Below are 18,708 nucleotides of genomic sequence, written 5' to 3' on the forward strand. Positions count from 1 at the left end.
ACTATACTCCATTCAACAAGCGAAACAGACTCAAAGAGGAAGAACCTCACCTTGGCAATGATGTTAAATCACCGCCCACCTGCTTCCCTCTACAACGTGTTGTAGTACGTCTTGATCTTCTGCGCCATCAGCTCTCGCCGCGCCTTGAGGAACTCCGCGTAATCCCCCTGCTCGAGATCGAGCGATGCGCCGGGGATGCAGTTCTGGATCAGGTTATTCTCCAGCTCAACTCGGTCATTGATGCCTCCCAGCTTGAGCGGCCCGCCAGCGCACTGCTCCAGGGCCTCAGCGAAGTAGGCCTTGGGGGCCTTGTTGCCGATCCGGATGTTGATCTCCGACTGGGTGAACACGAAGTTGGCGATCTGATTGTAAGCTCCCTGCTTCATGCCAAACTTCTTGAGGTAGTCACGCGGGAAGATGTGGTGGATGTCGCCCTGGTGGGCGATGAGCTGCCCCACCGTGATGTCTCTCGAAAGGAATCCACGATCCTCAAGCTTCACCTGGGCGGCCCAGAACAGGTTCAGGTACGGACTGTTCGTGCTTGCTTTCTCCAGTTCCTGCACCAAGCCAAAGCTCCAGAACGAGTCAGACAGCACGGCCTGCTCCGTCTGGGCCAGAAACTCGCTGAAGTCCCCTTCCTTGGCACGTTTGATGTCCGAGTCGAACTGACTCTCGAAGGCTCCGGAATAGCGGGCGGTGAGCAGTGAGAGGACGAACCAGCGCCTTACAGTGCGTTCGATGACTGCCGGGTCATACTTGTCCCGGCGAAGTTTCAGGTACAATGCATAGGCAAAGTTCAACGCGTTCTGGGACCGGATGAGACCAGGGGCGATGAACCCGGCGGAGCGGATGATCATGAGGAAACGCTGGAAGTGCGTCTCCTTGATGAAGTCCATGATGCCCTCGCCCAGGCGTACGAACGACTCAGCGGCGATCTCGTCCTCATACTGGCGAGTCTCGAAGTTCCTGCCCGAGAGTAGGCTCACAAGGTCCGACAGTTTGCCACGCTCAAAGGCCGCGATGCAGGCCACGCGGAGCATGTCTGTATAGGACGGATCGTAGAGGTCATCGTTCTCGTCCTTGAGCCAGGCCATCTTCTTGAACCAATCCGTGGCGGCAAACTCCGGGTCGCGCTCGGCGATTTGCCCATAGAACTCTGGCGCCACAGCCATGTGGCAGAAGTAGTCGATGGCCTTGCGCAGCATCGGCCCGCCGTAGCTCTCGCTGGCGGCGATCTTGGACATGGCGAAGTCCGACTGGTTCAGCACCACGCCTTTGGAGTTGATGCGGATGAAGATGTCCGTAACCGTTTCGATGTCCAGGTCGTGCGCCAGCTCCACAAAGCCGATCAGGTTGTTCCGAATGGCCAGCAGGTCCGTGATGGACTGCATGACCTGCTCCTGGTCCACCGTTGGGTTCTGGGCGCAGTAGGCCTTAAACACTGTGAACGGGTTGGCCGCGTTCTTCATGGCCTCGGAGATGTCCGGAATCCACGTCACGTCCTTCTCGATGGCCGGGTTGAGAACCTCAAACTTTCGGCTCAGCGGGTTGAAGGCGATGCGGATGCGCGTGAGCTTGTATTCCTTGGTGAGGACCTGATAGCCCAGCACGGCGGCCATCAGGGCCGTCACGCGCTGCTGGCCGTCGATGAGGACCTTCTTGCCCTCGCTCAGGGAGCCGTCCCGCAGACGTACGCTGGGGTTACGCCACGCGATGAGGTAGCCCACCGGGTAGCCCTGGAACAGCGAGTCCAGCAGATCACGGACGTTGGTGGCATCCCACACGAAAGGACGCTGAATCTCAGGGATGGCGATCTCCCCGGCCTTGACCCAGGACAGGATGGTTTCAACGGGATGACTGTTGACGGAATAGCATGGGGGCATTAGCGGTCCTTAACCTTCAGATATTTTTGCACTAAGTGACGGACGTTTCGGACACCTATCAGACTGGTGGCTTGGGAGGGTCGCCTTATTCATTCTCGTGTCGCACCATGGGCAAACGACCTCGTTTTTCCCCAACGGGCGCGGAATCGGATGTTGAGCAGGTGAAGCGGCTGCCACTGGTGCGGCCCTTTCCCGAGAGACTGGGGTTGAGCAGCCAGTGCAGGTCTTTGCCAGATGCGTTTTCAAATGCTCTGCCTTCACAGGTATCTGGCACCGTGGGCAGACCACAATCCCAGGTCCGAGCTTGGTAGTCAAAGTTGGCTTGACTGGAGGCTTAACCGCCTGCTTTGACACTTTGGGAGCAGCGACTGGCTTGACCTTGCCATGCAGTTTTGGACAGCGTTCACGCAAGTGGCTGTCCAAGTTGGACGCATTGACCCCTGCTTGGCAGTGCGGGCAGATAACTCGCCCAGGAATTAGGGGAACCTTGGCTTTGCCTTTGGTCCGTGGCGTTGTCGGTGTTGGTGTGGTTGGCCTGCGCTTCTGAAATGTGTGCAGTGCTGGGGTCTTCAGGTACCCGGCGATGCCACCCACGAAGTCATTCACGTAGATGGCTTGCGCCCCAAAAATCAGCTTGCCCTTTGTGCCGTGGCCATAGCCGGAGTAGGTATCCCCACGATAATTGGCGACGGAGCCGCGCACAATGGAGGTCAACTCCCCGCCAAGTCGCTCCCATGACTTTACCGGCACCGGCAGAACCTGCTGCTGTTGAATCCATTGCCGGATGCACTGACAGCAGTCGTGGACTGCTGCGGAGACCAGGAATGTGTTGGCCCCGAACTCGACAGACCAGTTTCTCTCGCCACCGTCGAGCCGGTCAGCATGCTTTGGCGCACGGACAGGCCCAGCAGGATGAGACTCCCACCACGCACTGCCCGCCACGAGGTTCTCGGCCACGTGGCGAGGCACTCTCCCGTCGCGGCTGCAAACCTCATCGAGACGCCTCAGCAATTCGTCACGCCAGGGTTTCAGTTTCTCCGACATGCCACAGACTCGCTCAGGTTTGAGTGCGTAAAGACCCCGTGCCGCTATGCGCTGTCTCTCATCGCTCCTGCCATCTCGTCATACTTCTCCAGAATCATCTCCTTGGTCCGGTAACAACCATGGGCCGCCTCGTCCTTGCGCCTCACGATGGGGAAGGTGTCCATGATGTAGTCCACGTCCTCGCGGCTGATGCCGTAGAGGTGGAAAAACGCTGCGTCGAGTTCACAGCGGATGGCGAAACGCTCTTCAAGGCTACGCGGCTGGTACGTGATGTTCAGCAACTCTGACATCTGGTAGTCGGAGGCATAGAGCGCCCTCGCCCTTGCCTGAATCCAGTCCTGAAGTGGTTCGCGCAAAGTCCACGGAGCGGGAACATCGAATTGGTTCGGGGGAAGAACAGGAATCTGCTTGAACACATGGTACTTCAAGTGCGTTCCACCAACCTTCTGCCTCGCAGCATAGTCCAAGGCGAATGACGTCAAACTTGAGGCTAGTATCGGCGATTGTTCACGGGTATTCACGGCAGGGAACATGAGCAAAAAGGTATCGCCGAATGCCGCTGCCGGTGTGATGCCGGGAATCACCGTCCGCTCGTTCGTGGTGTTGGTTATATCCCTCCACCCCATGAACCACTTGGGCGTGCGGCTGAGGACCAAGTCGCGGCCCTGTTGGATGGTATCGCCAGTCAGGGCCTGCTTGACCTGCTCGGCCTCGTCCGGCGTCAGGGGGTATTCTTCCTCCATCGCCTGGACAGCCACCCCGCCCGTGGTGGAGGCAATGAGGCTTGCCGTGCGGGGCTGCGTTGCGGCCAGGAGCTTGTTGCCCAGTTCCTTGTCGCCGTGGTTCAGGTGGTAGCCCGCCAGCCACATGACCAAGGCGCTGGTCACGAGCTTGCGCTCCGCCTCTCCTGGGTCTCGCTCAGCAGCAGCCAGGGCCTTGATGACCGCATCCGGGCAGCGGCTGGCCCGCTTGGCCACCTCCCACTCATGCACCCAGTAGCGGGGCATCACCACGAAATCCGAATCCTGCTTCTCCTCCAGAGTCACGTTCCTGGTGCTGCCATCCGGCTCGTAGGTGGCCCAGCGGTGGTCATAGTGGTGGATCATCTTGGCCTCATACAGAGGCAGGTGCGTTTCCTCGTCCTTCACGAAGTGGTTGCCGCGAAGCGTCCAGCCTGCCTGCTCAAGATCGCTCTTAAATTTGAACAAGGCGGAATCGTTAGCCATGTGAAACATCACCATAAAGCGCAGCCCCCAAGGATTGACTTCAGGCTCCTTCTCCGTGGCCTCGCGGATCAGCACCGGCACACGGCGGTAGATGCCCTTGGTGATCTCGGCATCGCGCTTGGAGCGGAAGATGGGGCAGGTGCGCGTATTCGGGTTGATGAGGGCGATATCCTCGGCAGTCAGCTTGAACCGGCGTTCCTCTTCACGAATCTCTGCCACGTCGTGCAGGAAGAAAGCGAACTCTGCTCCTCCCTTGGCCGGACGCTTTGCTCCCGTCAGCGTGAGCAGGCAGAACTTCATCCGGCTATCGACCGCAGGAAACAGGTTCTTATTCTCGAAGTCATACAGGGACACCAAGCTCTGCCGCTCAACGATGTCCTGAAAGAAGAACTTGGTCGTGTCGTCCGAGGCGATTCCCGAAGGCACAATGCAGCCCAGGCGGCCAATGGGCGACAGGACTGACCGCCCCAGCTCGGTGAAAATGGTGTAGGTATTGATGTCCCCGCGCCCGCACAGCGGATAGCGGCTGGAATTGCGCAACAGGTGGCTCTCGCCTTCGGCCTTGCGCTTGTCCTCGTTGAAGGCCTTGAGCAGGTCGGGATCGGTCTGGGCCAACTCACGGATGAGCCGTTGCCGCTCGGCGGCATTGCGGGCGTTGGCAATGTCCGGTCTCTTGCCAGCGAACCACTCCTTTTCCTGAATCTTGATGCGCTCCCACGGCGGATTGCCCAGCACCACGTCAAAGCCGCCGTCCCAGCCCGCCGGGGCATTCTCCGGTGCATTGCCCTTGCAGGGCAGGCGGAACACCTCGGGGAAGGCCAAGTGCCAGTGGAAGAACTGGTACTGCCGGGACAGCCGCTCGATCTCCTTCTGCATCCAGTCGGGGATGCTGAACGGATTCTTCTCGATGCGCCGGAACACGTCCTCGGTGATGGGATAGAACGCCTCGCCTGCCGGGGCCTTGATTTTCTTCCACACAAAAGCCGCGCACCAGGCATCAGCCCACATGCGACCAAAGCGGTATCCGCTGCCACTGGCTAGGCTCTCCCACATGCGCTGGCGCTCGCGGACACCCTCGATGGTGGAATCGTCAACACGCATGAACGCCTGCACGGACTCGGCAAGATTGCCAAGCTGGATGAACGGCTCCTCGGCGTAGGGCATCAGGCCAGAGCGCTTCAGCCGGGCCGCGTGGTCCTTGCGCTGTTCCTTGTTGCTCTTCTTGGCGGCTTGGCAGCGTTCCTTCTCGTCGCCCTCAATGGGGCTGAAGGCCTCATCCGGGATGCCAGCTCGCAACAGCGCGGGCGTGGCCCCAAGCAGACTGTTGCCGCACTGGACATGGCTGTCCAAAAAGGACAGCGGCTTGCCAGGGTCCATGGACTCCAGCCAGAGGCTCACCTTGCACAGCTCCACGGCCATGGGGTTCAGGTCCACACCGTAGATGCAACGGCTGATGATGGCGCGCTTGGCATCGCGCACGGCCTCCGGCGCTGGCTCGTCCTCGCCCGTGCGGGCAGCGGCCAGGGCCTTGGCCATGCGGTTGGCGGCGGCCAGCAGGAAGTGGCCGCTGCCGCAGGCCGGGTCGCACACCTTGAGGTCCAGGATGGCCTGCTCGGGGTTCTCCGCCTTGCGGGCCTCGGCCAGGACCGGATCAAGGGCCGTGTCCAGCAGGCTCTGGATGAGGCTCTCCGGGGTGTAGTAGCTGCCCGTGGTCTTGCGCTCGTGGCCTGCGGCGGTCTCCAGCTTGAAGCCATCGTCCATGTTGGGGTGCAGTTCCAACAGGGACTCGTAAATGCTGCCCAGCTCCTCGGCCCCAAGGTTCTTGAAGTCCACCGGGCGCAGGCCCTCAGGCCCTGTAATGGTGGCCAGATGCCGCACTGCGGCAAGCAGCGACTCATTGCTGATCCGGCACGGCTCAATGTCGGGCATGGCGGACTTCGAGAACAGCATGCTCCCAAGCGGGGCCAAGCCAAGCTCTGGGCAGCCTTCATCGGTGCCAAGGCGTTGCATGATCAAACGCAGACCTTCAAAAAGGTCATCGTGGCGGGTGCCTCGCAGGCTTGCGGCAAGAGTTCTCAGCCGGGCAGTGGAGTAGAACCTGAGGAACACCTCCGCCTGCCGGGAAGACGAATCCTTGAGCAGCAGACCGCGATCCTCGGAAACGAAAAGGAACAGCAACCGGTAGATCAGGCGGAGCAACTGGCGGAAGTAATCCTGCTTGTCCAAGGCTCCCGAAGCCAGCTTGGTTCGGATGTCCAAATTAGACGGATGTTTCAAGAAGCCCGTGCCGAGTTCGTTGATGGCGGACTCAACCCCGGTGCGGAGATGCTCAAGCACGCGGGAGCCGATGTCCCGAGCCGCCTTGGACCACTGCTCAAGGAAGCAGTCCTCTGGCCTAGCAGCTTCCACACGGGACTGATGGCATACCAGCCACAGGAGGCGGAAGTCCGGATAGACCTGGCCTTCCATCATGGCCTCGAGGTCGAACTCGACAAAGGCCTGACGGGTGAAGCTGATGTTGTCGCGCAGGATGCGCAGCTTGAGGCCGTTGGTGACAAAGGCCCAGAGGTGGTCGTCCGAGCGGTTCAGGAGTTCCTGAACAAGCCCATGAGGCGCTGCGATTGTGGCGCCCTGGATGCCCCTGGTCTTCTTGTCCAGCGGCACATTGCAACCGAGCAGATGGATGGGCGTGCTGCCCCAGCCGTGAGAGATGGAGTAGGACTTCCCGCCCAGTTCAATGGCCTTGGCTCCCAGCAAGCGGCCATAGCCCAACTCGTTGAAGAGGGGCAGGAGCCACTTCTCGCGGGTCTCGGAGGTTCCGGGCTTGTCTCCAGGTATCGCCTCGCGGACAGTCTTGAAGCTACCCCAGGCGGCCAGCAATCTGTTCCAGGCACGGTTGGTGGCCTCAGAAAGCTTCTCCCCGCCTGTGAGGTGGTAGGCTTCAGGCGTCAGGCCGGGAAGTGCCTGATCCAGGTCCGCAACCCGCTGGAGGATGTCCGGCGGCAGGGCCGAACCTTCCGTGGTGACGGTGGCGAAGATGTCGCGGGACTTCTTGATGATCATGCGGCACCTCCTGCCTGCCGAGGAACCGGCATGAAGACGTAGAGGCCCAGCACGTCAGGGGGCAACTGTGGCTCTATGGCATAGGAGACGCCCTTGTGGCGGCTCTCCGTGCGAACTCGCCTGTGGGCCGCCAGCAACTCTTCCCCCCTGCTCCTGGCGAAAGTTTCCAGTTCAGGCCAAATGGCGTCGAAGCCTTGAATTATCGGGCTGAGGAAACTCCTGGCCATGTCAGGTGGCACGCTGGCATCAGGCATTGTCAGCAACAGCTTCTCAGCTTGCTCTTCTGGAATCCAGACCATTGCATCGGGAGACCCCTCAAACCCCAAAAGGCGGCAGTCCTCAGCCAAGAGCGGCGTCTCGACCCCGTCCTTGCGCGTGATGATGTGGTAGCGAAACCGCACCATCAGGATCGTGGTGCGGGTCGTCACCGCCCTGGTGCGGATGGCACCACAGCGTTTGGCAATGCCTTCCTGGATGGGATCAAGGGCGGTATCCATGACGTAAGCGGCCAAGCTTTCGACGAAGTTATGCGTGCGGTGCAGGTATACCTCATCGTCCTGCACCGGCATGGCGAACCGAGCTTTGAGAGTATCGCTGATTGGGAGGGAATCTTTAAGCGCCTGAGGAGTCCCTCTCAGTTCGGCGCTCAAGCGCGGACCAGCCACAGAGACTGTGGCCCCCAGCGCCTGGAGGGCCTCGCGGGTGAACCGCTCCACCTCCACACCGGAACCGATGGCTGAACGCATGGCATCCAGTTCCTTGGCCACCTCGTCGGTCTTGATGGCTTCCTGGGCGAACATGGTGCGGGTGCGCTTCTCTCGCTTGGAGGCGTTCTCCCACTCGGCGTACAGGGCCTCGGCCTTGGGTTTGATGAGTTCCTCCATGCCCGGCAGGAAGAGGCTGCGCTGGCCCTGAGACTGAGCCGCGCCACCGCGCAGCAGCAAGCCCTCGAAGATGGCCTGGACCACAGCGTCGCTCTCCACGGGAACGGGAACGGAAATGCCGAGATCGTTCTTGATGGTCTTGTGCTTTTTGATGAGGATGTCGATGATGAAGCCGTCGATCTGATTGTCGATGCCGAAGTACGTCATTATGCGCACGACAGGCTTGGGCTGGCCAAAGCGGTCCACCCGGCCTTCCCGCTGCTCATGACGAGTCGGGTTCCACGACAGGTCATAGTGGATGACCGCATCAAAATGCTCTTGGAGGTTGATGCCCTCGCTAAGGCAGTCAGTGCAAACAAGAACGCGTTTGGGGGCTTTGGATAAGTCGTACACGCGCTCCTCGCGTTCCGCCGGGGGCAGCATGCCGGTGACCGAGTCGACGACAACGCCTGTGAGCTTCTTGCGCAGTTCCTCTGCAACATAATCCGCCGTTGGAATGAAACGGCAGAACACGATGGGGTGGAATCCTTCGTCCAGCAGCTTCTTCACCTCAGTCAGTATCGTCTTCAGCTTCTGGTCTTCGGCTCCCATAAGAGCTTCGGCCTCTCGTGCCATCTGCAAGAGCCGCCTGCGGACCTGGCTGTTCTCGTCTTCCACATAGACATCGCTGCCAGGGGCGACATCAAGTGCGTCTCCCCCCTCCTCGTCCAGCAGGTCCAGCACGGTCTGCCGTCCAAGCTGGTCAGCTTCCTCTGCGCTCTCCGTGTCCGCAACGCTGGCACGGCTGCGAAGCGTAGCAGCCGCAGCAGCCGGGCTGGAAGCCAGGGACCTCAACAGGCCCAGCACGGACCACCAGCGGACCCTCTGCCGATGCCTGCCTTCGTCCTGTCCAGCTTGGACGGTCTCCCGGGCGTACTCCAGCACCTTGTCAAAAAGCTTCTTATAGTTCGGAGACAGACGGTATTGGAGTTCCCGCTCTTCCCTGTCTGGGAAGGGGGTATCGGTGGAAAGGAAGTGCCGGATGTCCGCCCGCTTTCTCTGAACAAAATGGGCAGCCAGTTTACGTCTGTTCTGCTCCTGCTCAGGACCAGCCAAGTCCTCTGGCAGGTTGCTAAACTCGGGGTTGAGCAGCGACAAGAGCGAGCGGAACGCGGCGTCCTTGCCGCTATGCGGCGTAGCGGTCACCAAAACCATGTGTTGATCAGGCTTGGCGGCAAGATCCTTCACGAGGCGGTGCCGCTGATGGCGAACACCACGTCCGTCCTCGCCCCACGCGCAGGTATGAGCCTCATCGATGATGACCAACTCAGGGCAGGTTCGAATGAACTCATCGCGGCGGTGATCGGTTTTGATGTAGTCCAAGGACACAACGGAATAAGGGTAGCGTTCGAACAGGGATTCCCCCGGCCTGCAATGACGCTCCAAGCTCCTTGCCGTGGAAGGCAGGATCAACACCGTTTCGATGTTGAACTTCTCGCGAAGCTCGCCTTGCCACTGTTCAGCAAGGTGTGGAGGGCAGAGGATTGCCAACCGCTGTATTTCGCCACGGTCCAGCAACTCGCGTGCGATGAGCGAAGCCTCTACGGTTTTGCCAATGCCCACGTCGTCGGACACGAGAATACGAACAGGATCAAGCTTGAGGGCCATGAGCAGCGGAACCAACTGGTAGGGCCGAGGTTCCACCGCAATCTTACCGAACGAACGGAAAGGCCCGGCACTGGACCGGAACCCAAGCCGGACGGCATCCCGCAGCAGACGCGACGTAATGAAGTCTCCGGGCTTTCCCGGATCTGGCAGGGCAAACTGGGCAGGTCCTACAGGCTCCAGAGCAGGCAAGACACCGGCAATCTCCTTATCCGTTCCACCAAGTGGACGTAGGACCAACAAATCATCCGAAGAGTCTGGGAGCACGACCCATTCCCGGTTCCTGGCCTTGACGAGTGAACCAACGGCGTAGCTCATTTGATCTTCCCAAAGATGGATTGGTGGTTGGAGATGATGCCTGTCCACGTGGACGAGTCGCCAGGGAACCGAATGACAAGGTATCCGGCGTTGGCAAGACAGGCCTCTTGCTTGGCGTCCTTGGCCTGAACGTCGGCATGGCTATGCGGATGGCCATCAATGTAGATCGCAGCCCCCTGCCCTTCATAGAAAAAGTCTGGCCGCGTGCTGCACTCCGGGACAAGAAATTGCGCATGGCTGGGCAGCCTAAGGCCTTTTCCCTCCAGGAACATGAGCCAATCCTTTTCGAGGGTGGAGCCTGACAACTTAAGGAGGTCATCCAGGTGAGACTGCCTGGGCTTCGGCCCAGGAGACGAGGAAACAGCAGCCTGGGCCATGTCCAGGAGGAATCCTTTGATCAACTGCCGGTCAAGCAGCCCGTGGTCTCGCTGGTTGGCGTAATTCAGCAAGCAATCGTAGCAGGCCGCCTCGCACTCCTCTATGGCGCCAGGAGGCAGCCGCCTATCTTCGCCCGTATCCGGGTCAAAATGGCAAATTTCAAGCGCCAGCCGGGCGACCTCAGCAAAATCCTGAGGCCCGTCAAGGAGCCTGCGAAGCACACCAGCCCCCCCTTCAGCGGATTCATAGAACAGGATGGTCCGCCTATCACGGCTGCTGGGCAGCGGCTCGGCGGCGAGTTCCATGCTTTCAAGCTGGTACTTGACCTCGATGGCTCTTTTTAGCGCAGACTGGAGAGTAGCCATGAACTCAATGCTCAGCTCTCGCTTTGGCTCAAGGATCAAGCTGTTACGCCTGTCCGCCACGTACGGAATGACCCGCTGGGTGTTGCTGGTCATCGGATCGGTATCATCGTCATCTTCGTCTGCTTTATTCTTGGACCAAAGGCCCTTGTCCATGTCCAGAACAAAGCCATGTTCGTCCTTGTTCTTGCGCCTGCTCCAGCCCATATTGATCCGCCACAGCGTTGCACCGTGGCCATAGATCAGCCTAGCAACCTCACCCTTGTCACCGGCTACGCTTCCATGCCTGAAGGTCGGGGTGCCATCCTGGTCGTCAAACCGGACAGTGGTGACCAAGTCGAACCCGTAGCGCATCCGCTCTTCTTCATCGGAGTTGATCTTGTCTCGCCTCCGGGTGGCAACGTTCTGCATACGGAAGAGCGGGCCAAGGGGAAGGTTCAAGGGATTCTCGCACTGTTCGCACAAGTCTGGCCCCCCGGTTTCCGGGCAATTGTGCAGGTATCCGCAAAGAGGACAGATTTTGGCCTTGGTCAGCAGTGGCTCGTCTTCACTGACCGGCATGATGACCTTGTGGATCACGTACCTGGCACCTTCGTGATAGAGCACCGCCCTTGGCCCGAACTCCGAGATGGCAAGGAATCTCGGACGTGAGAGATACTCGTCCCGCTGCTTGGCCTTGCGTGCTGGGATGAAGGCTGAAAGAGGCAACCTGGGGAAATTGTAGCCAGGCAGGAAACCTTCGCTCGCAAAGTAGCGATAGCAGTAGAAATCCGACTGCTGAATGTCATCAACGTCCGCCAGCAAGGCGAGTTGTGCTTCCGCCTCTTGCCGTTGGCGTTTAGCCCTCTGCTTCTCATCGTGCGATCGTGTTGGATCGCGAATGATGTCATCTTGCTCGCCAGCCTGAGCCAATGCAGCACGATAAAGTCCGCGCCAACGATCACAAGCTTGGTCAAATCTCCGTGTGACATAGGCGAAGACACTGTCGAGCCATTTGTCATCATACCAATCCACCTGGCTCAGGTCGTCCTGAATGCTCGCAAGAACATGCCGCGCTCGAATGAGCGCCTGCTTCTTGGGTTCAAGGGCGTTCAGTTTCTCCAAAACGGAAGGCAGGAAGGGATACTGCTGCTGCCCACTGCTGAGGTCCAGGATATCCCTGAGCGACTTCTTGAGGTCGAGGTCGGACTCGGCAAGCCAAATCGCCTGCATGTGAGCGCGGACGAGGTCTTCATTCGTCAAGTCCAACCGGGGCGGAGTTACGCTTCCCGCCACCATCCTTGTCGGGCGCTTGAAGAAATATTGGTCGTGGGAACTGCCGGTGGTGCAGTAGGTGAACACAAGCGCTGGCTGACCGCCTCTACCTGCACGGCCACTGCGCTGCGCGTAGTTCGCTGGCGTGGGCGGAACATTCCGCAAGTTCACGACATTCAAGTCAGAAATATCGATGCCAAGCTCCATGGTCGGGGAACAAAACAAGATGGGGAGCCGAGCCTCGCGGAAAGCATTCTCCCGCTCCTGCCTGAGATAGTTTGGCACTTGAGCCGTATGCTCTCTGGCCAGGTATCCTTTCAGCCCGGACGCTACGATTCGATAGAAATCCACGAAGAATGGGTTTGTGCGGAGTCCAGAGTCCGAGGTACGTGGTACCCTGATTGGATCATGGTAGGCCTGGGTTCCGGCCCCAGCCTTCCAGACGAGGGCAGCGGCCCGAAGCTGGTAGCCAGGGACGTCATCCGGCTTTCGAGGTGGCCTGACAATCTCGAGCAAACCGCCTTCCGTCAAAATGCGGAGCAGCTCTGCAAATATTCCAGGCAATTCCTCCTGCTTAATACGCTCCGCGTACTCAGGAAATGTCTTTCTCCTCCCAAGGAATTGACCAAAGCCACCTCGCGGGGAGAGGTAAACGTACCCCTGATACTCTTTGGGTCGAATCCCTCTTGGATATAAGACTGAGGCATGCTCCATCTTCTTTTGCTCAGCCTCATCAAGCCCCCATGGCTCAATCAAGTACTGAGAACTCTGCTGCTGGATGGATTCCTGGATGCCGCTGTCCAGGTAGTCCACCTTCACAGCCAGATTACGCCTGAAGTAGTCCAGTAGAACCTTGCAGATGTAGGTTTTGGTCGCGACATCCGCCGAAGACAACGCAGGATGGCACCCGCCCCAGGCGGCAGCGTTGGCGCAAATGGACGGCAGTGCCGGGTAGTCAATCTCAAGTAGGCCACACTGCTCAAGGTTCGGAGACGTCACGCGCCAACCGCGCTTGAGATCATTGTAGAGACGATACCCCAGAACATTCCTCAACGCCTTGCCAGCGTTGAGCAACTGGATTTCAGAAGCATCTCGGGTCAGAGTCGAGTACTCTTCCGGATCAAGCGCCAACGCCCTGAACACGCCGGAAGTCAAATTGTCATGGGAGATTCCCTCTGGCCCGGCATCCAAGGCCGCACGGTAGAGCGCCGAGCGAAGCAGGCTTACTTCGATAAAGTCGTTGAAATGACCGGCCTGAAGCGAAGCATCCTGTCTGTTATCGGTAAAGCTGAGGAGCTTCTTGGCCTCATCGTCCAACCCCTCTTCGGCACGCAAAAGCTTAACGGTGGATAGCCCAAGGACCGTTGTCGCTGTGCTACGGCCACCAGTGGCGAGCGAACTCAACTTGGAACTGTCAGCCCGCTGGCGAGCATCGTATGCCACGCCACATTGCAGGCAGAAGCGGAATGGTGCGGGGACGAATGCGGCATCCACACCATCCTTGCTGGCAACACCTGAGCCAGCGATTCTGATCGCTTCGGGGACCCGGTCTTTGACGGTACTCTTAAGCCGCCGCTTGCCATTCTTCTCCTCAACCCAATCCTCAGGGACACGCTCGATGACCTCAGCAGCATCCACTGGCCAGGCATTGTCCTCGGATATAAACAGGAATCCTGGCAGGGATTCGTCATCCGTAAATTGGTCGGAGTAGTCGCGTGCTTCGAAGCATGTTTCACGCGTTTCTGCATTTTTAACTCTGCTGACGCTGTAGTACTCCTGGCCACATTCCCGGCAGAATACGACCGGAAACAAGACGCGGTCTCGGTTTCCTGGCACATACTTTTGCCCGTTCAGGGTAATATGGCGATCCGCAATGCCCTCAGGCGAGGCATATACTGCATCTCCCCTCGAGATGAACTGGTGGAGCCTGAAGGCGAACGGCTTGAAGCCAGTGACGGGATTCGGATCGCACTGAGTTCCGCCCAGTAGCGCCGCCTTGATCGCCATGGAACAGGTCTCGGCCCCAAGTCCGGTGAGATTGCTGAGAAGCGCGGCAGCCCCATCCTGTCCGTCAACGCTTTTGGGCGTGGCTCGAACGAGGCGGCCAGAGTCTGCCTCCTTATGGATGCCCAACGTGCTTTCAATCCAGCAGCACAGGGGATCGCGGACAAACTCATCATAGCGGACCGGAAAAGGCCGGGAAGGATCAGCAGCCCGCTCGGCCAAGTCCTTGACGAATGCGGGGTCCGCCTCATCCCGGTATGGAGTGGTCCGAAGCAAGGTCTCGCCGATAATATGCTCAGGGGCAACGTCGGCACCAAACAGTTTGGAGGCGACACCAGCCACCTCGACTCGCTGCTGCTCAAAAGTCCCAGCGCCGCCCAGCGTTGCCGAAGTGCCGACACATTGGAGGCCAGCACCGGCAAGGCGGTCTCGGACTCGCCGGACAAGCATGGCGACGTCTGCTCCCTGCCGCCCCCGGTACGTGTGCAACTCATCAAGGACCAAGAACTTCAGCCCAACTGCGGCCTTTATGAGTTCTCGTTCGCGAGGCCTTGTGAGCATCAGCTCAAGCATGACGTAGTTGGTGAGGATGATATCCGGTGGGCTGGTGATTATCTCTTGCCGGTCTTTCTCGGACTCCTGCCCAGTGTAGCGCCTGAAGGTCACCGGGGCCTTCCCGTCCGGGTACCCCAGGCACAAAAACTTCTCGAGTTCTCCGTGCTGGCTGTTTGCCAATGCGTTCATCGGGTAGATGATTATGGCTTTGGTCCCTTTCCCCGAGCCGTTGCGAAGAACAAAATCCACGATTGGCAGGATATACGAGAGACTTTTGCCGGAGCCAGTGCCGGTAGTCAGGACGTAGTTATGGCCGCTCCTGGCCGTCCGGACCGCCTCTTCCTGGTGAGTGTACAGCCGAACCGGCGTGCCTTCTCCCTTGTCCTTTCCCTTGCGGAAGATCTTTTCTGCCTCCGGGTGCAGAAGCTTTTCCGACACGAGGTCTGGAACAGACTTGCCTGGAGCATACGAGGGGTTGAGCTGAATCAGCGGATCAGGCCAGAGCCGTCCTTCGTTGATCTGTTCGGACACCTCTTGCCGAATGCGGGGATCACGGATCGTCAGAAAGCTCTTGATGTAGGTCGAGTAGTCAGCAATCAGGCGCTCTCGAAAATCGAAAATATTCATGATACCCCCAGAAGAACATCTTGATACTTCTGGGTCTATACATGGCTGACAGCCAGTTGAAAAGACAAAGATATCTCAGACGGAAAGAGGAGTGTTTGCTCACAAGGCCATCAGCCAGCAATGGAAACTTGGGCAGGCGGAGAGTTGCCCGCAATCCGGCTGATCCGCAGCAGTAGATTGGAGACCGAGGACTTGTGCCAACGCCCGCCACGAGGTGTCAGCATTCCGCGTTCGTTGAGGGATCGAGCCAAGGCTCCGAGCGATGTAACCCCCTCAGCCTGAAGGGACGCGATGACAGGCGCGAGATCTGAGGCGTGGCGATCCGCACTCGCCTTGATGCTGTCAATGCTCTGCACGTTGCCCTTCCCTGCCCGCCGCAGGGCCGCTGCACCGTTGGGATTCCCCAGACGCACGCCACGCGCCTTGGCGGATGCCAGGGCCTCTCTGGTGCGCTTTGCGATGGCCTCACGCTCCTGCTGTGCGACCAGGGCCATAATGCCCACGGTCAAGTCGTTGGCCTCAGGCATGTCAGCAGCGACGAAACGAACCCCACTGTCTCGGAGCGCGAGCAAGAAGGCCGCATTACGTGAGAGTCTGTCCAACTTTGCGATGACCAGCGTTGCGCCGGTAACCTTGGCGAGATGAAGCGCCTTAGCCAACTCAGGGCGCCCATCGACCTTTCCGCTTTCGATCTCTGTAAAGGAACCGACGAGGGTGGCGTTTTTAGAACGGACATGCTCCTGGATGGCTCGATCCTGAGCTTCCAGCCCCAGGCCACTCCGGCCCTGGCGGGCTGTAGAAACACGTTGGTAGGCGACGATCTTCACAGGAGGCCCCCTTGGTACAAAACGGAGCAATGTGCGTTAGTCCATTTTGTACCTAGCACCACTGGCTACTTGGTGGCAAGCACCTCGGCAAGCGGACGCCACTGAGGGAATCCCTGGACTCTCCCGATTAAGACTTGCGCTGCAGTAGCCTTTACGACACCACGAACCACCTGGCTACTTCCATCCTGTCTATAGCAGTCAGGCTCAAGGGCTAACCCGCATTTTGGGATTCTCAGAACGCATTGAGTCCGATGTCTCCCATTGCGAGGGCCACGTGTTGAATAGTGTGCGATATCTGCCCAGTTCATGGCCCCTCTCCATGACTTGGTAAAAAATACGCCCGAGTTGCAGTGCGTCCTCGGTACAAGTTTCTCAGACCAGACAGGACGTTTGCCTGCTATCAAACCTTCCTGGGCAATCCCGGCAAGGTTTCCGCAAATAGTGCCATGGTATACATAGCGATCGGCCTCATCACCCAAAACATTTTCAAGTGCTTTTGCAAGCACAACAGACTCGGCATTGCTATTTGCCATGTGCCATAGATGATTATACTTGAGCTGATTCAAAAAATGCTGAGCTACAGCATTTAGAAGATCCCTAACTTCGATTGATCGTCCTTGATCAAGCGCTGCGACTTGGAGATGCCGAATATGCTCGCTGCGATGCTGGCCATCGTACGACTGGTGTCGCAACGCATCGACACACTCAATTAACAACTCATCGAACAAGACATGGGGTACGGGGGGAAGACGTGAATCGACCATCATGCTACGGCCTCTCAGATTTTTGCACCAAAACATTGAGGTGCGAAAGATCGAGATCGCGGTATTTCAGTCGCCTCATCGCTTCATCAAGTTTCCTCAAGTAGTAGCCCCGCCCATAGCGCTCGGACATACCTTCCTGACCATGCCCTTGAAGGGCGTCCATGATCTCCTTGGGAATTTCGGAGTCACGACAGGCGTCTTCGAAGCTGTGCCGGAAGCTATGAAAGGCATTCTTGCGACTCTTGATTCCAACGGCCTTGAGAAAACGGCTGAAGTGCTTGGAGAATGGCGTGGAATAATATCCATCTTCGCCCATGGCGAGATCGGGGAACAAGCGCTTATGCCCTTGACGACGGCAAAACTCCACATGGTCCATGAACCCCATGTCCAAGATGGACGCATGAATCGGAATCGAGCGCTTCGAATACGTCGTCTTGAGACGTTTATCATCACCGTTGTCGTTGATATCAAAGAATAAGATCCCGTCCTCTTCACGAACATCTTCAACATAGAGCTGTATGATCTCGCCCATCCTGGCACCCGAAAAAAGGCTGATCAGTGGGACCCAGAACATCCCTGAATTGCGAGGCACAAGGCTGCCAGGATCCTTCCAGGATCTTAAAGAAGCACACCCGGTGTAGATTGGGGCATTGAAGATGGCCCGAAGCTCTTCAACGGAGAACGGGTCACGCTCGTCGCGCACTCGTTTCCGTTGCTTGATCTTGAGACCTCTAAACGGGTTTACCGGGGCTTCATCATATTGGTCTGTGGCCCAAGTCCAAAACGAGCCGACGAACCCGAGCAACTTGTTCACGTTGCTCTCGCTCATTGGCTCAAGTCCAAGCTCTTGAGCTTTCTCCGCAGCCTTCGCGAAAGGCAAGCCTTGAAGCTCTCCATACTTGACCCAATTGGCCGGTAGTTTGAGCAGCATGGCTTTGTATGCTCGGGCATCTGACTTGGTGTAGGTATCTAGCGGGCGGTCTCCGATTGAATCGAGGAAGTACCCCATCCATGCGCAATGCTCGCGCTTTGTCTTTTCGACCCAGCTTGTCCTCGACTTTTCCTCAACCCACTGCTTCACGGCCTCTGAAAGCAGCGGGGAGTTCGACTCCGGCCTAATACCCGAGGTTTTAGGCGTTTCGACCACCTCACCTTCATTCCTAGCACGAATGGCCTTTGCGGCCCTGATGGTCGCCGCCTGGAGTTCACGAGCCACTTTGCGCCAACTAGGGGAGGCAGGGTCTAAGTTCACGCTGATCTCTTCCCAGGTCAGAACCTCTTCGGCCTCGCCCATATAAAACGAGTTCACCTTGCCACGGGCATAGTCGTGGCGGGTCAACTCATCAATTGCTTCACGGTCCTCGCCGTAGCTTTCGAAAGTTGGTGGTCGGAATCCATGGTTTTTAATGATTTCATCAACATCCGAATCTGCATCGAGGACGATGGTGGAACGCTCCGAATCCGAGAACTGTTCGGAGCGAATGTTCTCATCCTCTTCAAGGAGATACGTGTAGTAGACTTCGCCGATGCGCTTAATCTCATGCTCGGACAGTTCCTTGAGCGGAGGCTTCGCCTTTTGGGCAAGCATCCTGCGATGAGCCTCGAACCTCCTATCGACCTCTGCGGCAGCGATCCGAACCCGCCTCACCGCTTCCTGATAGTCCTTTGTGTGCAGCGAGAAGGTTTCTTCGCGCTTCGGATAGGTGTCGGCTATGTCAGCGGGGATCGCAGCGCGGTGATAGTAGGTAGCACCACGACGAAATAGCCTAGGGTGTTTCGGCATCTGCTCCATACCTCCACTGTAACAAAGTACTGGAGCAGTGAAAAGAAAAAAGCCTTGTTCTCCGGCAACATACCGAGGAACAAGGCTTTTTA

Annotated in this window: 6 protein-coding genes; all 6 read right to left on the reverse strand. The window is 58.2% G+C overall.

Annotation, left to right across the window (positions count from 1 at the left end; genetic code table 11):
* Nucleotides 1–89 precede the first annotated feature (89 nt).
* The 6 genes from CHB73_RS01735 to CHB73_RS01760 all read right to left on the reverse strand — a co-directional run bounded on the left by CHB73_RS01735 (nucleotide 90) and on the right by CHB73_RS01760 (nucleotide 18,625).
* Nucleotides 90–1,883: a GmrSD restriction endonuclease domain-containing protein gene (locus CHB73_RS01735; protein WP_089271442.1), complete on the reverse strand. Its 1,794-nt coding sequence runs from the start codon at nucleotides 1,881–1,883 to the stop codon at nucleotides 90–92.
* Nucleotides 1,884–2,971: 1,088 nt separating this feature from the next.
* Nucleotides 2,972–7,216: an Eco57I restriction-modification methylase domain-containing protein gene (locus CHB73_RS01740; protein ID WP_089271444.1), complete on the reverse strand. Its 4,245-nt coding sequence runs from the start codon at nucleotides 7,214–7,216 to the stop codon at nucleotides 2,972–2,974.
* Nucleotides 7,213–10,062 (reverse strand): helicase-related protein, encoded by a 2,850-nt coding sequence (locus CHB73_RS01745; protein ID WP_089271446.1) that lies wholly within the window; start codon nucleotides 10,060–10,062, stop codon nucleotides 7,213–7,215. Before CHB73_RS01745 ends, CHB73_RS01740 begins: the two co-directional genes overlap by 4 nt.
* On the reverse strand, nucleotides 10,059–15,242 hold the full coding sequence (locus CHB73_RS01750; RefSeq protein ID WP_089271448.1) for a DEAD/DEAH box helicase: 5,184 nt from the start codon (nucleotides 15,240–15,242) through the stop codon (nucleotides 10,059–10,061). Before CHB73_RS01750 ends, CHB73_RS01745 begins: the two co-directional genes overlap by 4 nt.
* A 110-nt stretch (nucleotides 15,243–15,352) precedes the next feature.
* A complete protein-coding gene (locus CHB73_RS01755) occupies nucleotides 15,353–16,069 on the reverse strand; it encodes a recombinase family protein (RefSeq protein WP_089271450.1) in 717 nt (238 codons plus the stop codon).
* Between the two features lie 768 nt (nucleotides 16,070–16,837).
* On the reverse strand, nucleotides 16,838–18,625 hold the full coding sequence (locus CHB73_RS01760; RefSeq protein ID WP_089271452.1) for a site-specific integrase: 1,788 nt from the start codon (nucleotides 18,623–18,625) through the stop codon (nucleotides 16,838–16,840).
* Nucleotides 18,626–18,708 lie beyond the last annotated feature (83 nt).

It is taken from the genome of Humidesulfovibrio mexicanus (genome assembly GCF_900188225.1).
In the GTDB taxonomy this organism is placed as follows: Bacteria; Desulfobacterota; Desulfovibrionia; order Desulfovibrionales; family Desulfovibrionaceae; genus Humidesulfovibrio; species Humidesulfovibrio mexicanus.